Source organism: Amycolatopsis sp. NBC_01480 (assembly GCF_036227205.1).
Classification (GTDB): Bacteria; Actinomycetota; Actinomycetes; order Mycobacteriales; family Pseudonocardiaceae; genus Amycolatopsis.
Genome location: NZ_CP109442.1, coordinates 6,257,918 through 6,272,592 on the forward strand (window position 1 = coordinate 6,257,918; position 14,675 = coordinate 6,272,592).

Consider the following 14,675-nt stretch of genomic DNA (forward strand, 5'->3'; position numbering starts at 1 on the left):
GCGGCTGCGTCCGGGAGCGACCCCGCCGCCGGGTTGCTCGGCGGCAGAAGTCAGGCCCAGGGTGCCGTCCTGCACCGCGTCGGCGATGCTGTCCGACAGCTTCTCGCAGGTGTCCAGCAGCGCGGTGTGCCCGCCGGCCGCCGCGTGCGCCGCGAATACCGGGCAGCTGCGCGCGGCGTCGGTGGTCCACTGGATGCTGGTGTGCTTGAGGCTGTTCTTCTTCACCAGCACGCAGGTCCCGCAGCTGCGGCACTCGTGCGGCCGCAGCCCGGCGGTGAGGAACTCGGTGACCTCGGCAGTCACACCCCGGCCTCTTCCGCCTCCGCGCGCTGCCGGGCCAGGTTCTCCGCGACCTCCGCCGACCACGCCTCGTTCGCCTTCGTCGTGTCCACCTCGAACTCGAACCGGCGCGTCATGTCCTCGCTGACGTCCTTGGCGTCCACGTAGAACTGCTCGTACCAGCGCCGCAGCTGGTACACCGGCCCGTCCTCCTCGCACAGCAGCGGGTTGTCGATGGCCGACTTGTTCTTCCAGATCTCCACGTCCTGCAGGAAGCCGATGCCGATGCCCTTGGCGAGCTTCTCCGCGATCTTGTCCGCGTGCTCGTCCGAGATGCCCGGCATCTTCTTCACCATGATTCCCCACTGCAGCACGAACGAAGTGGGCGAGACCGGGTAGTGGCAGTTGATCAGCACGTTCTCGATCTCGAAGCCCTGGAACGAGTTCACCAGGTGGTTGATCATGTACGACGGGCCGAAGTACGAGGCCTCCGAGCGCAGCAGGTTGTCCTCACCGCCGTAGTTGGACGCCATGCCCATGTCCGGGCGGCCCTTGGTGTTGAGGTACTGCGTGGCGACGTGGCCCTCGAAGACGTTCTTGAAGTACGTCGGGTAGGCGTAGTGGATGTAGAAGAAGTGCGCCATGTCCACGACGTTGTCGATGATCTCGCGGCAGTTGGCGTTCTCGATCAAGATCGAGTCCCAGGTCCAGTTGCTCCACTCGTCGCTGAACGCGCCCTCCACGCGCGGCACCACCACCTCGGCCGGCGGCGGGTTGCCCTCGGGGTCGTGCCAGACCAGCAGCTGCTTGTTCTCCTCCAGCACCTGCCACGAGCGGGTGCGCGCCCGCAGCGGAACCCGCTTGGCGTAAGGGATCGAGACACATTTGCCGCTGCCGCTCCAGCGCCAGTCGTGGAACGGGCAGGCGATCTCGTCGCCCTTCACCGAGCCTTGGGACAGGTCCCCGCCCATGTGCCGGCAGTACCCGTCGAGCACGTTCAGCTTGCCCGCCGAGTCGGCGAAGACCACGAGCTTGGTGCCGAACGCGTTGATGGCGTGCGGTTTCCCGTCGCGGAAGGTCTCGGCGAGCCCGAGGCAGTGCCAGCCGCGGGCGAACCGCGCGGGCGGTGTGCCGGCGTCGATCGTGCGGACGGTCTCGGATCCTTGCGTCTGTGGCGTCACTGCCTGCCTCCCATGCCGGTCCGATCTTCGTTCGCCAGCCGCTCGGCCGCAAGGTAGCCGAAGACCATCGCGGGCCCGATCGTCGCGCCGGGCCCGGCGTAGGTACGGCCCATCACGGCCGCGCTGGTGTTGCCCGCCGCGTACAGCCCGGGGACGACGGAGCCGTCCTCGCGCAGCACGCGCGCGTGTTCGTCGGTGCGCAGCCCGCCCTTGGTGCCGAGGTCGCCGGGCACGATCTTCACCGCGTAGAACGGCGCCTTCACCAGCTCGCCCAGGCTCGGGTTCGGCCGGTTGCGCGGGTCGCCGTAGTAGTGGTCGTACGCGCTGAGGCCGCGCTGGAAGTCCTCGTCGACCCCCGCGCGGGCGAAGCCGTTGAAGCGGTCGACGGTCGCCGTCAGCGCGTCCGCAGGCACCTCGATGCGCTCGGCGAGCTCGGCGAGGCTGGCCGCCTTGGCCACCACTCCGGCCTTGTACCAGCGGCCGGGCAGGGGCTGGCGCGGCCCGATGCCGGTGAACAGGTAGCGGTCCTTGTACCGCTGGTCGAACACCAGCCAGGTCGGGATGTGCTCACCCGGCCCGTCGCCTTCGCCGTACATCGCGTGCACCGCTTCGACGTACGGCGCGGACTCGTTCACGAACCGCTGCCCGCGGATGTCCACCATCAGGCAGCCCGGCCGCGACCGCTCCGCGAGCGCGAACCACGGCCCGCCGGTCAGCGGCATCGACGGCCCCCACCAGGCGTCGTCCATCAGGTCGACGGCCGCGCCGAGCTTGAGCCCGGCGGTGATGCCGTCGCCGGTGTTGGCCACCGCGCCGACGGTCCACTCGGTGCCGATCGGCGCGCGCTGGTACTTGGTGCGCATCTCCTCGTTGTGCTCGAAGCCGCCGCAGGCGAGGATCACCCCGCGCCGGGCGCGGAACAGCGTGTCGACGCCGTTGTGCCGGGCGAGCACCCCGGTGACCTGGTCGTCCTCGGTGTGCAGGTCGAGCAGCGGGGTGTTCAGCAGGACGTCGACGCCCGCGCGCCGCAACCCGACCCGGAGCCCGGCCGCAAGCGCTTGCCCCATGGCGAGCAGCTGCTGCCCGCGCAGCCGCCCGGCCAGCCACCGGGCGCCGAGCCCGAGCACCCTGGCGATCCCGCGGGGGTGCCGCGCGATCAGGCTCAGCCAGCGGTAGTCCGACTGCGTGATCGGCACTCCCAGCGGCGGCGCGCTGTACGGCGGCTCGAGGTGCGCGAGGTCCGCGCCGAGCAGTTTGCCGTCCAGCGCCTTCGGTTCCACCGACCGTCCGCCGGGCCGCCCGCCGGGCGCCTCGGGGTGGTAGTCGCTGTAGCCCGGGACCCAGCGGAACTTCAGCGGAGTCCGCGCGCTGACGAACTCCAGCACCTCGGGCCCGTGGGCCAGGAAGGCCTCACGCCGCTCCGCCGGGACGACTTCGCCGACGATCGCCTCCAGGTACTCGCGCGCCCGCTCGGGCGGCTCGTCGATCCCGGCCGCCTTCAGCGCGTGGTTCCCGGGGATCCAGACGCCACCGCCGGACCGGGCCGTCGAGCCGCCGAAGCAGCCCGCCTTCTCCAGGACGACAGTGCTCAGCCCCCGATGCGCGGCAGCCAGGGCCGCAGTCATCCCCGCGGCGCCGCTGCCGACCACCACGACGTCGTACTCCTCGCTCGCCATGCCACCTCACATGCAACGTGTTATAGCGCGTTACTGGCCTGTTCGGAGCCACTTCTGTCACCATAGACGAGAACGTGTTCCAGTTCTAGGGTGGCTCGATATGGACGAACTCGTCGCGGATGTCGTGATCATCGGATCGGGAGCGGCCGGGGTGTGCGCGGCCATCGAGGCGGCCGACGCGGGCGCCGACGTGCTCCTGCTCGACCGCTTTGCCGGCGGTGGGGCCAGCCGGGTCAGCGGCGGCGTGGTCTACGCCGGCGGTGGCACCGAACAGCAGCGCACGGCGGGTGTCGAGGACACCGTCGACGCGATGTACGAATACCTCCGGCTCGAGACCGGGGAGATCGTCTCCGAACGGACGCTGCGGCGCTTCTGCGAGGAGAGTCCCGCCATGATCACCTGGCTGGAAGCCCAGGGCGTGCCGTTCGAGGGCAGTCTGTGTCCCTACAAAACCTCCTATCCCAGCGACCAGCACTACCTGTACTACTCCGGCAGTGAGGCTTCGGGGAAGTTCCGGGAGGTGGCGAAACCCGCGCCGCGCGGACATCGCGTCAAAGGGCCGGGGACCTCGGGCAAGCTCCTCATGGCGCGCCTGGCCGAGGCTGTGCGCCGCCGGGATATCCGGGTCCTGCCGCAAACGCAGGCGCAGAGCCTGGTGACGGCGGCGGACGGCACCGTCACCGGCGTGGTCGTGAAGAGCCTCCGCGACGCGCCTCGCTCGGTGCGTGCCCGTCACGCCCGCCTCGCGGCGTACTCCGCGAAGCCGGGGATTTACGTGCCGTCGCTGCGAAAGTCGTTGCACCGCCGCGTCGAACGGCTCGAACGGCGGCACGCGCGCGAGCTGAAGATCACCGCCCGGCGTGGCGTGATCCTGGCCGCGGGCGGGTTCATCGCGAACCGGGAGCTGGTGCGCGAGCACGCGCCGGCCTACCGCGGCGGCCTCGCGCTCGGCACCTCGGCCGACGACGGGTCGGGCATCCGCCTCGGCGTCGAAGCCGGCGGGCGGACCGCCGAAATGGGCCGCATCTCGGCGTGGCGGTTCCTCACGCCGCCGGCGGCGTTCCTCGGCGGCCTGCTCGTCGACGCTTCCGGCAACCGGATCATCGACGAATCCCGGTACGGCGCCGCGATCGGCGAGCGGATGATCACCGCGCACGAGGGCAAGGGCTGGCTGCTCGCCGACGCGCCGATCGTGGCCGAGGCGCGCCGTGACGGGCGTCGGCAGGGACAGTGGTTTGCCTGGCTGCAGCTGCGTTATCTCCTGCAGCGGGGGCGCGTCTCCGGCGCCACGGTCGAGGATGTCGCGCGCCGCGCGGGCGTCGACCCGGCTGGTCTCGCGGCCACGTACGAGGCCTATCGAAGCGGGCCCGACCCGATGGGCAAGCCGGCCGATTTCGCGCGCCCGCTGGACACTCCGCCGTATTCGCTGATCGACGTCTCGGTCAAGCCGAATCTCGGTTACCCGTGCCCGATGCTCACGCTCGGCGGGCTGGTGGTCGACGAGGACACCGGCGCGGTGGCCGGCGTGCCCGGGCTGTACGCCGCCGGTCGGACCGCGGTGGGAATCTGTTCTAGCTCCTACGTCAGTGGCCTGTCGCTGGCCGACTGCGTTTTCTCCGGTCGCAGGGCTGGATTGCACAGTGCGCTGGAGCCGGACCGTATCGACAAAAACGAGAACGTGTTCTAGTCTTGGACTCGTCGAACGAGAGAGGGACGGCCGATGAGCGAGCTGGCTGCCGACGCGGTGATCACGGCGATCCGGGACCTGCTCCCGGTGCTGCGGGACCGCGCACAGGAGACCGAGGACGCGCGCCGCGTATCCGCCGAGTCGGTCAAGGCACTGCAGGAGACCGGGTTTTTCAAGCTGCTGCAACCAAAGCGCTACGGGGGTGTGGAAGCCGACCCGGTGAGCTTCTACACCGCGGTGAAACTCATCGCGAGCGCCTGCGGATCCACGGGCTGGGTCGCCTCCATCCTCGGCGTCCACCCGTGGCACGTGGCGCTGTTCGACGCGCAGGCGCAGCAGGAGGTCTGGGGTGAGGACACCGACGTGCGCATCTCGTCGTCCTATGCCCCGATGGGCAAGGCGACCGTGGTGGACGGCGGTTACCGGCTGTCCGGCCGCTGGAGCTTCTCCTCCGGCTGCGACCACTGCTCGTGGGTGCTGCTCGGCGGGCCGGCGTTCGACGGCGGCAAGCCGGTGGACTTCTGCACCTACCTGCTCCCGATCGCCGACTACTCGATCGTCGACGTCTGGGACACGGTCGGCCTGCGCGGGACGGGCTCCAACGACATCGTCGTCGAGGACGTTTTCGTGCCGCAGCACCGGGCGCTGAGCTTCATGGCGACGTCGAAGTGCCGTACGCCGGGCCAGGAAGTGAACCCGGGCCCGCTGTACAAGCTGCCGTACGGCTCGGTGCACCCCAGCACGATCACCGCGCCGATCATCGGCATGGCGCAGGGCGCGTATGACGCTCACGTGGAACACCAAGGCAAACGCGTCCGCGCGGCGTACGCGGGGGAGCAGTCCAAAGAGGACCCGTTCGCGAAGGTGCGGATCGCCGAGGCGGCCAGCGAGATCGACGCGGCCTGGCTGCAGCTGACGCACAACATCGACGAGCTGTACCAGCACGCGTGCCGCGGCGAGAAGCTGCCGTTCAGCACGCGGCTGCGGGTGCGGCGGGACCAGGTGCGCGGGACCGAGCGGGCGATCTCCGCGATCGACCGGCTCTTCGAGAACTCGGGCGGCCGCGCGATCCAGCGGGGCACGCCGATCCAGCGGTTCTGGCGCGACGCGCACGCCGGCCGGGTGCACGCGGCGAACGACGCCGAGCGCGCGTACGTCATGTTCGGCACCGGCGCCTTCGGGCTGCCCGTCGAGAATGCGATGGTGTGATGGCCCCCGAAGGCGCGTACGTCGAAGTCCGAAGTGGACTGAAGCTGCACTACCACGAGGCCGGCTCCGAACACGAGGAGACGGTGATCCTCTTGCACGGCGGCGGCCCCGGCGCGTCGGCGTGGAGCAATTTCGGGCGGAACCTGCCGGTGTTCAGCAAGTCCTACCGCACGATCGCCGTCGACCAGCCCGGGTTCGGCCGGTCCGACAAGCCGACCGAGCATCCGCAGTACTTCCGGCACAGTGCCGACGCCGTCGCCGGGCTGATGGACGAGCTGGGCATCAAGCGGGCGCACCTAGTCGGGAACTCGCTCGGCGCCGGCGCGGCCGTCCGGCTGGCGCTGAACCACCCGGGCCGGGCCGGCCGGCTGGTGCTCATGGGCGCGGGTGGCTTGAGCCTGAACCTGTTCGCGCCCGATCCGACGGAAGGCGTGCGTTACCTCGCGCGGTTCGGCGCCGAGCCGACCCGGGAGCGCATGGAAGCGTTCCTCCGCATCATGGTGCACGACCAGGCGCTGGTGACCGACGAGCTGGTGGACGAGCGGCTCGCCGCCGCGAGCGCCCCGGAGTCCCTGGCCGCGATGCGGGCGATGGGCCGCTCGTTTTCGCAGCCGGACACGTACGAGGAAGGCCTGCTCTGGCGCGAGGCGTACCGGCTGCGGCAGCGGGTGCTGCTGGTCTGGGGCCGCGAGGACCGCGTCAACCCGCTCGACGGGGCTCTGCTGGCACTGAAGACGATTCCGCGGGCGCAGCTGCACGTGTTCGGCGGCTGCGGCCACTGGGCGCAGCTGGAGAAGTTCGACGAGTTCAACCGGCTCGCCCTCGACTTTCTCGGGAGTTCGTGATGGGCATCCGCTCACTGGCGTACCTGCGGATCGAGGCGACCGACCTCGATGCCTGGCGCGTGTACGGCCTCAAGGTGCTCGGCATGGTCGAGGGCTCCGGTAGCGATCCGGACGCGCTTTACCTTCGGATGGACGACTTTCCGGCACGGCTGGTGATTTTCCCGGGCACTCGGGACCGCTTGGCGCAGGCCGGCTGGGAGGCCGAGAACGCCGCCGGGCTCGCCGAGGTCCGCGCGCGGCTGGACGCGGCTTCCGTGCCGTACAAGGAAGGCACGCCCGAACAGCTCGCGGACCGGCGGGTCGACGAGTTGATCAGCTTCGACGATCCGTCCGGCAACACCCTCGAGGTGTTCCACGGCGCCGCGCTCCAGCACCGCCGGGTGGTCAGCCCGTACGGACACCGTTTTGTGACTGGTGAACAAGGACTCGGCCACGTGGTGCTGTCGACTCACGACGACGCCGCGTCACTGGCGTTCTACCGTGACGTGCTGGGTTTTCGGCTGCGCGACTCCATGCGCCTGCCGCCGCAGCTCGTCGGCCGTCCCGCCGACGGGGAACCGGCGTGGCTGCGGTTCTTCGGCTGCAATCCGCGCCACCACAGCCTGGCGTTCCTGCCGATGCCCACGCCCAGCGGGATCGTCCACCTGATGGTCGAGGTCGAGGAAACCGACGACGTGGGGCTCTGCCTCGACCGCGCGCTCCGGCGCAAGGTGCCGATGTCCGCGACGCTCGGGCGGCACGTGAACGACCTGATGCTGTCGTTCTACATGAAGACCCCTGGCGGCTTCGACGTCGAGTTCGGCTGCGAGGGCCGCCAGGTCGACGACGAGAGCTGGATCGCCCGCGAGAGCACGGCGGTTTCGTTGTGGGGGCACGACTTTTCCGTCGGTGCCCCGTGACCGCGGTGCTGGACCCGTTCCGGTTCCGGGAGGTGCTCGGGCACTTCTGCACCGGAGTCACGGTGGTCACGGGACACGATGGGGCGGCACCGGCCGGTTTTGCCTGCCAGTCCTTCGCGGCCCTTTCGCTGGACCCGCCGCTGGTGCTGTTCTGTGTGGCGCGGACGTCGCGAACCTGGCCGGTGCTCGCCGAGTCCGGTTCCTTCGCGGTGAACGTGCTCGCCGAGGACCAGCGCGAGGTCAGCGCCGTGTTCGGCGCTCGCGGGGCAGACAAGTTCGCCTCGGTCCCATGGCGCCCGGCCCCTTCCGGCGCGCCCCTGCTCGACGGCGCCCTGACCTGGGTGGACTGCACCCTCGAGGCCGTGCACACCGCCGGCGACCACCTCGTGGTGGTCGGCCGCGTGACCGAGCTGGGGGAGACGTCGGACGCCCGTCCGCTGCTGTTCCACCGCGGCCACTACACCGTGACCGAGCCGGTCCCGGACGCCCTCGCGGCACTCATGCCCTGGCCCCGGCCGGACGACTGGTTATAGGGTTATTTCCAGCGAAAGTGGACAAAAACCCGGCCGAAGTTGTCCTTGTCCTTTTCGATCCGGTGATACAGCGCCTTGATGTCCTTGCGCTCCAGGAAGCGCAGCACGTGCTTCTTCAGCTGCCCGGACCCCTTGCCGGGGATGATCTCGACCAGCGGCGCCTTCTTCGCCACCGCCTCGTCGATGATCGCCTGCAGCGCCCGGTCGATCTCGCCGCCGTGGTTGTAGATGTCGTGCAGGTCGAGTTTCAGCTTCATGGGCTCCAGGCTGCCACCCGGCCGGGCTCGTGAGTGTTTATGCCGGTTCTAACCGTCTTCAGCACTCACGAGTCCTGAAGTTGATCAGTCACGCGATGGTTAACAAATGACTATCTGCTTTGTTACTTGGTCCAAACCATGCGACCATCTTCGTCATGAATCATCTTCACGTTCGAGCAACGGCGCCGAACCCCATGATTCTCTTGATCCTCTACGGGCAAGCGGGACCACGGCGGCGGAGGAACCGCCGAAGATGTGAACCCCGTAGGAGGACCACATGAAAGCGACCCGCTTGCTTGTCGGCATCACCGCTGTCGCCGGGACCATGTTCCTTGCGGTTCCCGCGTATGCCGCCACCGGCCAGGTCGACGGCAACATCACCGTGGGCGGCTCGAGCTGCTCGTGGACCAACGCGACCACCAGCGACGTGGCGCCGAACACGCTGACCATCGACCACACGACCGTCAAGCCGAGCTGCAGCGGCAGCATCGTGGCGAGCCTGACCAACGACCCGACCGCCACCTTCGACGACACGGCCGGCACGGTGTCCTCGGCCGAGGTGGACGTCACCGGGACGGTGCTCGGGATCAACTGCTCGTACAAGGTGACCGGCCTGTCGCTCTCCCGCCAGGGAACGACGCGGACTTACACCGGTGGCCCGTTCACCGCCAACGGCGGCGGCGGGCTGTGCCCCAGCTCGGAAACCGTGGACTCCGCCACGCTGACCTTCCACTGACACCGGCGCTGACGCACCACTGAACGACAGCAGCGCGGAGCGACCCCTCAAGAGGGCCGCTCCGCGTTTGCCGTTATCCGAGCGTCTGCCACCAGCCGTCGACCGACGGCGGGTTCGCGACGTCGAGCCGCTCGCCCGGCTTCGGCACGGCGAGGGCCAGGTCGTTCGCCTTGGCCTCGCGCCACACGCGGTCGGCGGGCTCGGCCCAGGGGTGCATGGCGAGGGAGAACGTCGCCCAGTGCACCGGCACCAGCAGCCCGCCCCGCACGTCGATGTGCGCGGCGACGCCTTCCTCCGGGGTCATGTGGATGTCCGGCCAATGCGGGGCGTACGCGCCGATCTGGATCAAGGCGGCGTCGAACGGGCCGTGTTCCTCGCCGATCTTCGCAAAGCCGTCGAAATAACCGGTGTCGCCGCTGTAGAAGACGCGGTGCCGCGGCCCGGCGATCACCCAGGACGTCCAGAGCGTGCTGTCGTTGCTGATTCCGCGGCCGGAGAAGTGCTGCGCCGGGGTGGCGACAAACCGGATGCCGCCGACCTCGGCCTCCTCGTTCCAGTCCAGCTCGATGATCCGGGAGCTCGGCACCCGCCACCGCTCGAGGTGCGCGCCGACGCCCAGCGGCACCAGGAACGGCGCGTCGTGGGCGGCCAGCAGCTCGCGCACGGTGGCCAGGTCCAGGTGGTCGTAGTGGTCGTGGGAGATGACGATCGCGTCCACCCGGCCGACCGAGGCCAGCGGCACCGGCGGCGCGTGCAGCCGCCGCGGGCCGGCGAACGCGGCCGGCGACACCCGGTCGCTCCACACCGGGTCGCACAGCACGCGGGCGCCGTCGATCTCCACCAGTGTGGACGCGTGGCCGTACCAGGTCAGGTAGACGCCGTCAGTGGACTCCACGACCGGCTGCGCGACGAGCGGGATCTCCCCGCCGGGCTTGCGCTGGGCCCGGTTCTCACCGAACAGCAGCTCGCGCAGGATGCCGCCCGCGGCCGAAGGCGAGGGTGACGCCCGGGTGGGGGAGGCGTTGTGGAACAGGCCGTCGGCGAACTGAGGCGACCGGCGCATGCGCTCGGCCCGCGCACCGGTGGCCTTCGCGCCGAAGGCCACCGGGAAGTCGCTGAGTGCCGAGACCGTCTTCCTCACCATGTCCCCGAGTCTACGAACGCTTCCTGAGAGGGGCCCCAGTTTCATGCAGGTGGGTGAGCGCCTGCCGGTAGGAGTCGATCAGGCCGGTCTGCAGGTAGGGCACGCCCAGCTCCGCGCAGTAGTCGCGGACGATCGGCTGCGCCCGGCGCAGGTGCACCGAGGGCATGCTCGGGAACAGGTGGTGCTCGATCTGGTAGTTGAGCCCGCCCAGCGCGACGTCGATCGCCGCGCCGCCGCGGACGTTGCGGGAGGTGAGCACCTGCTTGCGCAGGAAGTCCAGCTCGGGGCGGCCGGTGAGCGTGGGCATGCCCTTGTGGTTCGGGGCGAAGATCGATCCCATGTAGACACCCCAGACCCCTTGGTGCACAACGAAGAACAGCACCGCCAGGCCGGGCGGCAGCACGATGAACAGGGCGGACAGGTAAACGACGAAGTGGGTTGCCAGCAGGGCGGCCTCGACGCCGCGGGCGCGCAAGCCGGGCTTGGCCACCGAGCGGATGCCCGACCAGTGCAGGTTCAGCCCCTCGAGGGTGAGCAGCGGGAAGAACAGGAAGGCCTGGTACCGCCCGATGAACCGGGGCACGCCGCGGCTGGCCCGGGCCTGGTCCTTCGACCAGACGAGGATGTCCGGGTCCACGTCGGGATCCAGCTCCTCGTGGTTGGGGTTCGCGTGGTGGCGGGTGTGCTTGTCCATCCACCACCCGTAGCTCATGCCGACGCCGAGGTTGCCCGCGATGCGGCCGGCGATCTCGGTCGGGCGGCGGGTGCGGAACACCTGGCGGTGGGCGAGGTCGTGGGACAGCAGGGCGATCTGGCCGAACATGAAGGCCTGGAACACCGCGATCGCGAGCTGCCACCAGGAGTCGCCGAGGAGCGCGAACGCCACCCAGCCGCCGGTGAACAACGCGGTCACGAGGGTGATCCGGAACGTGTAGTAGCCGGGGCGCCGCGCGAGCAGGCCGGCGTCGGCAATGCGCCGCGACAAGCGGGCGAAGTCGCTGCCGGAGCCGGCCGGGGCGGACTGGACGAGGTTCTCTGTGGTCACCTCGTTGAGTGTTTCGGCGATCGGGGCCGGGCAGAACCCTGCACACCCGAGGAGCGGTGCGGGGGTTGCCCCTACCCCTCTTAGGGGTGGACGCGGGCGAGGTGGTGCTGCGGCGGCCCGAACAGCTGCCCCGTCGCGTGCGCGCGCTTGAGGTACCGGTGGGCGGGATGTTCCCAGGTCACGGCGATGCCGCCGTGTAATTGGATCATCTCCGCGGCCACCGTGGCGAAGGCCTCGCTGCAGTGCACTTTGGCCACCGCGGCGAGCCGGGACGACGCGGGCGCGGCGTAGGCGGCCGAGCGGGCGGTTTCGACGAGGACGTGCAAATCGGCCATCCGGTGCTTGAGCGCCTGGAAACTCCCGATCGGACGGCCGAACTGCTCCCGTCGCAGCGTGTACTCGACGGTCAGCTCCAGGGCCCGCGCGGCGGCACCGGCCTGCTCGGCGGCGAGGACCGCGCAGGCGACGTCCCGCACGCGGCCGAGATCGACGGGGCCGAGCCGCCGGGCCGGGACCTGGTCGAGCGTCACCGTGGCCAGACGGCGCGTCTCGTCCATGCCGGCAACGGCGATCCGCTGAACTCCGGAGTGGGCCGGATCGACCTCGAACAGAGCGGGGCCGTCTTCGGTGGTCGCGGCGACGAGGAGGACGGCGGCTTCGGCGGCGTCGAGGACGTAGTGAGCGCTTCCGTCGAGAGTGGAGCCCTGAGCTTGGACGGCGGGCTGCTGCGGATCCCAATGGCCGTGCGCGCCGGTCCAGGCGAGCGCGCCGACGACGCCCTCGGCCAGCTGCGGCAGGAGCCGTGCGCACGCGCTGTCGTCGCTCGTCGTGAGCAGTGCGGTGGTGGTGAGCACAGCGGAACCGAGGAACGGCACGTCGGCCAGGACGCGGCCGAGTTCTTCCGCGACGATCTGCACCTCGGTGATGCCCGCGCCTCCGCCTTTGTCATCGGCAGAGCCGGCGGCCAGGCCGCCGAAGCGTTCCGGCACGGTCAGCGCGGCGACGCCGATCTGCGCGCACAGTGCGGTCCACGGCTCGGGCTCGCGTTCGAGGAGCTTGCGCACGCCGGCGCGCAGCTGGTCCTGCTCCGGGGTCACGGCGCGATCGCCGCCAGGACGCGGTGCCGGTGGACGGCGGGCGTGCCCCAGGCCGTCGTCAGCGCGCGGACGCGGGTGAGCCGCAGGCCGAGCGGGTGCTCGGCGGTGTAGCCGATCGCGCCGTGGACCTGAAGGGCGGTGCGGGCGGCCAGGTGCGCGGCATCGCCGCAGGCCACCTTGGCGGCGGAGACGTCGGCCGGATCGGCGGTGACGGCGGCGCCGTGCAGCAGCGGCCGGGCCAGTTCCAGCGCGGTGACGACCTCGGCCAGCAGGTGCTTGATTGCTTGGAAGCGGCCGATTTCACGGCCGTACTGGCGGCGTTGGCCGGCGTGTTCGACGGACATCTCCAGCAACCGCCGGCCGGCGCCGAGGAGCTGCGCCGCGGTGAGGAGAGCGCCCAAATCGAACGCGCGGGCCGGGTCGAGCGCGGGGCCGAGTTCGTCACCGGGGACGGGCACGAAGAGGCGACGGGAACTGTCCAGCGAGGCCAGGTGAGCGCCGGGGGTGAAGCCGCGTAACGAGGCGACGTCGACGAGGAAACGGGCGTCGGCGATGTCGGCGTCCAAGGCGAACGGGAGATGCGGCGGAAAAGCAAGCGAGACAAGGGTTTCACCGGCCGCGGTGGAGGCCAGGATCTCGTCGTCGAGCAGACAGGGCAGCACCGCGGAATCCGTCCACGGGCCGGGCGGGCAGAAGCGGCCGAGGACCTCGAAGGCGAGAACAGCGTCGACGGTTGTCGCGCCCGTGCCGTCCTCTTCGGACAGACCACCGCGGTGGGACGGGGTGGTCAGCGCCGTGACGCCCTGGTCGGCCAGGCGGCGCCAGATCTTCAGCCCCGGGCCGTGATCACCGCCGGCCCAGGCGCGGGTGGCCGTGTCACAGTCCAGAGTGGACAGCAGGGCGTCCAGGGAGGCGGCGAACGCCTCCTGTTCCGCGGACGGGGCGAATCTCACCGGTCTCCCTTCGGCAGGCCGAGCAGGCGTTCGGCGACGATCGTGCGCTGGATCTGGTCCGTGCCGCCGTAAATGGGGCCGGCCAGGGAGAACAGCCAGCCGTCCGCCCACGGGCCGCGGAGTTCGGCGGCCGGGCCGAGCAGGTCCAGGGCGGTTTCGTGGAGGGCCACGTCGAGGTGTGACCAGAACAGCTTGTTGATGCTGGATTCCGGGCCCAGCTCGGCGCCGGACGCGAGGCGCGTGACCGTGCCGAAGGTGTAGAGCTGGTACGCCCGCGCGCCGATCCACGCGTCGGCCACGCGCGCGGCCGTCGCCTCCGGCCGGCCGGCCGACGACCACAACGACACCAGCCGGTCCGCGGCGGACAGGAAACGGCCGGGGCTGCGCAGGGACAGGCCGCGTTCGTTGTTGGCGGTGGTCATGGCCACGCGCCAGCCGTTGCCGGGAGTGCCGATGACGTCCTCGTCCGGGACGAAAACGTCGTCGAAGAAAATCTCCGCGAAGCCGGGTTCACCGTCGAGCTGCGGGATGGGGCGGACGGTCACGCCCGGCGCGCGCAGGTCGGCCATCAGGTAGGTCAGGCCGTGGTGGCGCGTCGATCCGGGCTCGCTGCGGAATAGGCCGAACGCGCGGTCGGCGAAGGCGGCGCGGGAACTCCAGGTCTTCTGGCCGTTGAGGAGCCAGCCGCCGTCCGCGGGAGTGGCGGTGCTACGCAACGCCGCGATATCGCTGCCGGCCTCGGGTTCGGACCAGGCCTGTGCCCAGACTTCCTCGGAGCGCGCCATTTTCGGCAGGATCCGCGCGAGCTGTTCGGGCGTGCCGTGGGAGAAAAGGGTGGGCGCCAGCATGAAGATGCCGTTCTGGTTGACGCGGCCGGGCGCGCCCGCGGCGTAGTACTCCTCCTCGAAGAGCACCCACTCCAGCAGGCTCGCGTCGCGGCCGCCGTACTCGCGCGGCCACGAGACGACGGACCAGCGCGCGTCCGCCAGCTCCGCCTCCCACTCGCGGTGCGCAGCGAAACCCTCGGCGGTGTCGAACGAAGGCAACGGCGACCGCGGCACGTGCGCGGCCAGCCACTCCCGGGCCTCGTCACGGAACCGGCGGGTGGGCTCGTCGAGGTCGAGGTCCATCGCG

At 70.4% G+C, this 14,675-nt stretch carries 14 protein-coding genes and 1 pseudogene; 6 read left to right on the plus strand and 9 right to left on the minus strand.

The window, feature by feature from the left end; genetic code table 11:
* Positions 1-45: 45 nt before the first annotated feature.
* The 3 genes and pseudogenes from OG371_RS29935 to kstD all read right to left on the minus strand — a co-directional run.
* A pseudogene (locus OG371_RS29935) lies at positions 46-303 on the minus strand (hypothetical protein); the annotation flags it as partial.
* Positions 300-1,460, minus strand: coding sequence for a Rieske 2Fe-2S domain-containing protein (locus tag OG371_RS29940; RefSeq protein ID WP_329058715.1), 1,161 nt, complete (start codon positions 1,458-1,460; stop codon positions 300-302). The gene OG371_RS29940 and the pseudogene OG371_RS29935, both read right to left, overlap by 4 nt.
* A complete protein-coding gene (gene kstD / locus OG371_RS29945) occupies positions 1,457-3,136 on the minus strand; it encodes a 3-oxosteroid 1-dehydrogenase (RefSeq protein WP_329058717.1) in 1,680 nt (559 codons plus the stop codon). The genes OG371_RS29940 and kstD overlap by 4 nt, the downstream gene beginning before the upstream one ends.
* Positions 3,137-3,236: 100 nt before the next feature.
* On the opposite strand from kstD, the gene OG371_RS29950 reads away from it, so the two are divergent.
* Genes OG371_RS29950 through hsaB form a run of 5 tightly spaced genes read left to right on the plus strand, consistent with a single transcriptional unit; the run spans position 3,237 to position 8,309 of the window.
* Complete coding sequence (locus OG371_RS29950) at positions 3,237-4,823, plus strand: FAD-binding protein (RefSeq protein ID WP_329058718.1); 1,587 nt, start codon at positions 3,237-3,239, stop codon at positions 4,821-4,823.
* Positions 4,824-4,856: 33 nt separating this feature from the next.
* Positions 4,857-6,032: a 3-hydroxy-9,10-secoandrosta-1,3,5(10)-triene-9,17-dione monooxygenase oxygenase subunit gene (gene hsaA / locus OG371_RS29955; RefSeq protein WP_329058720.1), complete on the plus strand. Its 1,176-nt coding sequence runs from the start codon at positions 4,857-4,859 to the stop codon at positions 6,030-6,032.
* Positions 6,032-6,877, plus strand: a complete 846-nt coding sequence (hsaD, locus tag OG371_RS29960) for a 4,5:9,10-diseco-3-hydroxy-5,9,17-trioxoandrosta-1(10),2-diene-4-oate hydrolase (protein WP_329058721.1) — start codon at positions 6,032-6,034, stop codon at positions 6,875-6,877. Before hsaA ends, hsaD begins: the two co-directional genes overlap by 1 nt.
* Positions 6,877-7,776, plus strand: a complete 900-nt coding sequence (hsaC, locus tag OG371_RS29965; protein WP_329058722.1) for an iron-dependent extradiol dioxygenase HsaC — start codon at positions 6,877-6,879, stop codon at positions 7,774-7,776. The genes hsaD and hsaC overlap by 1 nt, the downstream gene beginning before the upstream one ends.
* Positions 7,773-8,309 (plus strand): 3-hydroxy-9,10-secoandrosta-1,3,5(10)-triene-9,17-dione monooxygenase reductase subunit, encoded by a 537-nt coding sequence (gene hsaB / locus OG371_RS29970; protein WP_329058724.1) that lies wholly within the window; start codon positions 7,773-7,775, stop codon positions 8,307-8,309. The genes hsaC and hsaB overlap by 4 nt, the downstream gene beginning before the upstream one ends.
* A 2-nt stretch (positions 8,310-8,311) precedes the next feature.
* Here the strand turns inward: hsaB and OG371_RS29975 are convergent, their stop codons facing one another.
* Positions 8,312-8,566, minus strand: a complete 255-nt coding sequence (locus OG371_RS29975) for a Smr/MutS family protein (protein WP_329058725.1) — start codon at positions 8,564-8,566, stop codon at positions 8,312-8,314.
* Between the two features lie 277 nt (positions 8,567-8,843).
* Between OG371_RS29975 and OG371_RS29980 the strand changes: the two genes are divergently transcribed.
* A complete protein-coding gene (locus OG371_RS29980; RefSeq protein WP_091617800.1) occupies positions 8,844-9,302 on the plus strand; it encodes a hypothetical protein in 459 nt (152 codons plus the stop codon).
* 73 nt (positions 9,303-9,375) lie between these two features.
* On the opposite strand, the gene OG371_RS29985 is transcribed toward OG371_RS29980, so the two are convergent.
* From OG371_RS29985 to OG371_RS30005, 5 genes are all read right to left on the minus strand, one after another.
* Positions 9,376-10,443, minus strand: coding sequence for an MBL fold metallo-hydrolase (locus OG371_RS29985; RefSeq protein WP_329073303.1), 1,068 nt, complete (start codon positions 10,441-10,443; stop codon positions 9,376-9,378).
* 13 nt (positions 10,444-10,456) lie between these two features.
* Positions 10,457-11,491, minus strand: a complete 1,035-nt coding sequence (locus OG371_RS29990) for a fatty acid desaturase family protein (protein ID WP_329058727.1) — start codon at positions 11,489-11,491, stop codon at positions 10,457-10,459.
* Positions 11,492-11,571: 80 nt separating this feature from the next.
* A complete protein-coding gene (locus OG371_RS29995; RefSeq protein WP_329058729.1) occupies positions 11,572-12,588 on the minus strand; it encodes an acyl-CoA dehydrogenase family protein in 1,017 nt (338 codons plus the stop codon).
* Complete coding sequence (locus OG371_RS30000) at positions 12,585-13,541, minus strand: acyl-CoA dehydrogenase family protein (protein ID WP_329058731.1); 957 nt, start codon at positions 13,539-13,541, stop codon at positions 12,585-12,587. Before OG371_RS30000 ends, OG371_RS29995 begins: the two co-directional genes overlap by 4 nt.
* A complete protein-coding gene (locus OG371_RS30005) occupies positions 13,538-14,671 on the minus strand; it encodes an acyl-CoA dehydrogenase family protein (protein ID WP_329073304.1) in 1,134 nt (377 codons plus the stop codon). Before OG371_RS30005 ends, OG371_RS30000 begins: the two co-directional genes overlap by 4 nt.
* Between the last annotated feature and the right edge of the window lie 4 nt (positions 14,672-14,675).

Excerpts from the sequence above, each read along its gene's own strand:
- hsaC (WP_329058722.1), top strand. The coding sequence starts at position 6,877 with ATGGGCATCCGCTCACTGGCGTACCTGCGGATCGAGGCGACCGACCTC.
- hsaA (WP_329058720.1), top strand. The coding sequence starts at position 4,857 with ATGAGCGAGCTGGCTGCCGACGCGGTGATCACGGCGATCCGGGACCTG.
- kstD (WP_329058717.1), bottom strand. The coding sequence starts at position 3,136 with ATGGCGAGCGAGGAGTACGACGTCGTGGTGGTCGGCAGCGGCGCCGCG.
- OG371_RS29980 (WP_091617800.1), top strand. The coding sequence starts at position 8,844 with ATGAAAGCGACCCGCTTGCTTGTCGGCATCACCGCTGTCGCCGGGACC.
- OG371_RS29950 (WP_329058718.1), top strand. The coding sequence starts at position 3,237 with ATGGACGAACTCGTCGCGGATGTCGTGATCATCGGATCGGGAGCGGCC.
- hsaD (WP_329058721.1), top strand. The coding sequence starts at position 6,032 with ATGGCCCCCGAAGGCGCGTACGTCGAAGTCCGAAGTGGACTGAAGCTG.
- OG371_RS29975 (WP_329058725.1), bottom strand. The coding sequence starts at position 8,566 with ATGAAGCTGAAACTCGACCTGCACGACATCTACAACCACGGCGGCGAG.
- OG371_RS30005 (WP_329073304.1), bottom strand. The coding sequence starts at position 14,671 with ATGGACCTCGACCTCGACGAGCCCACCCGCCGGTTCCGTGACGAGGCC.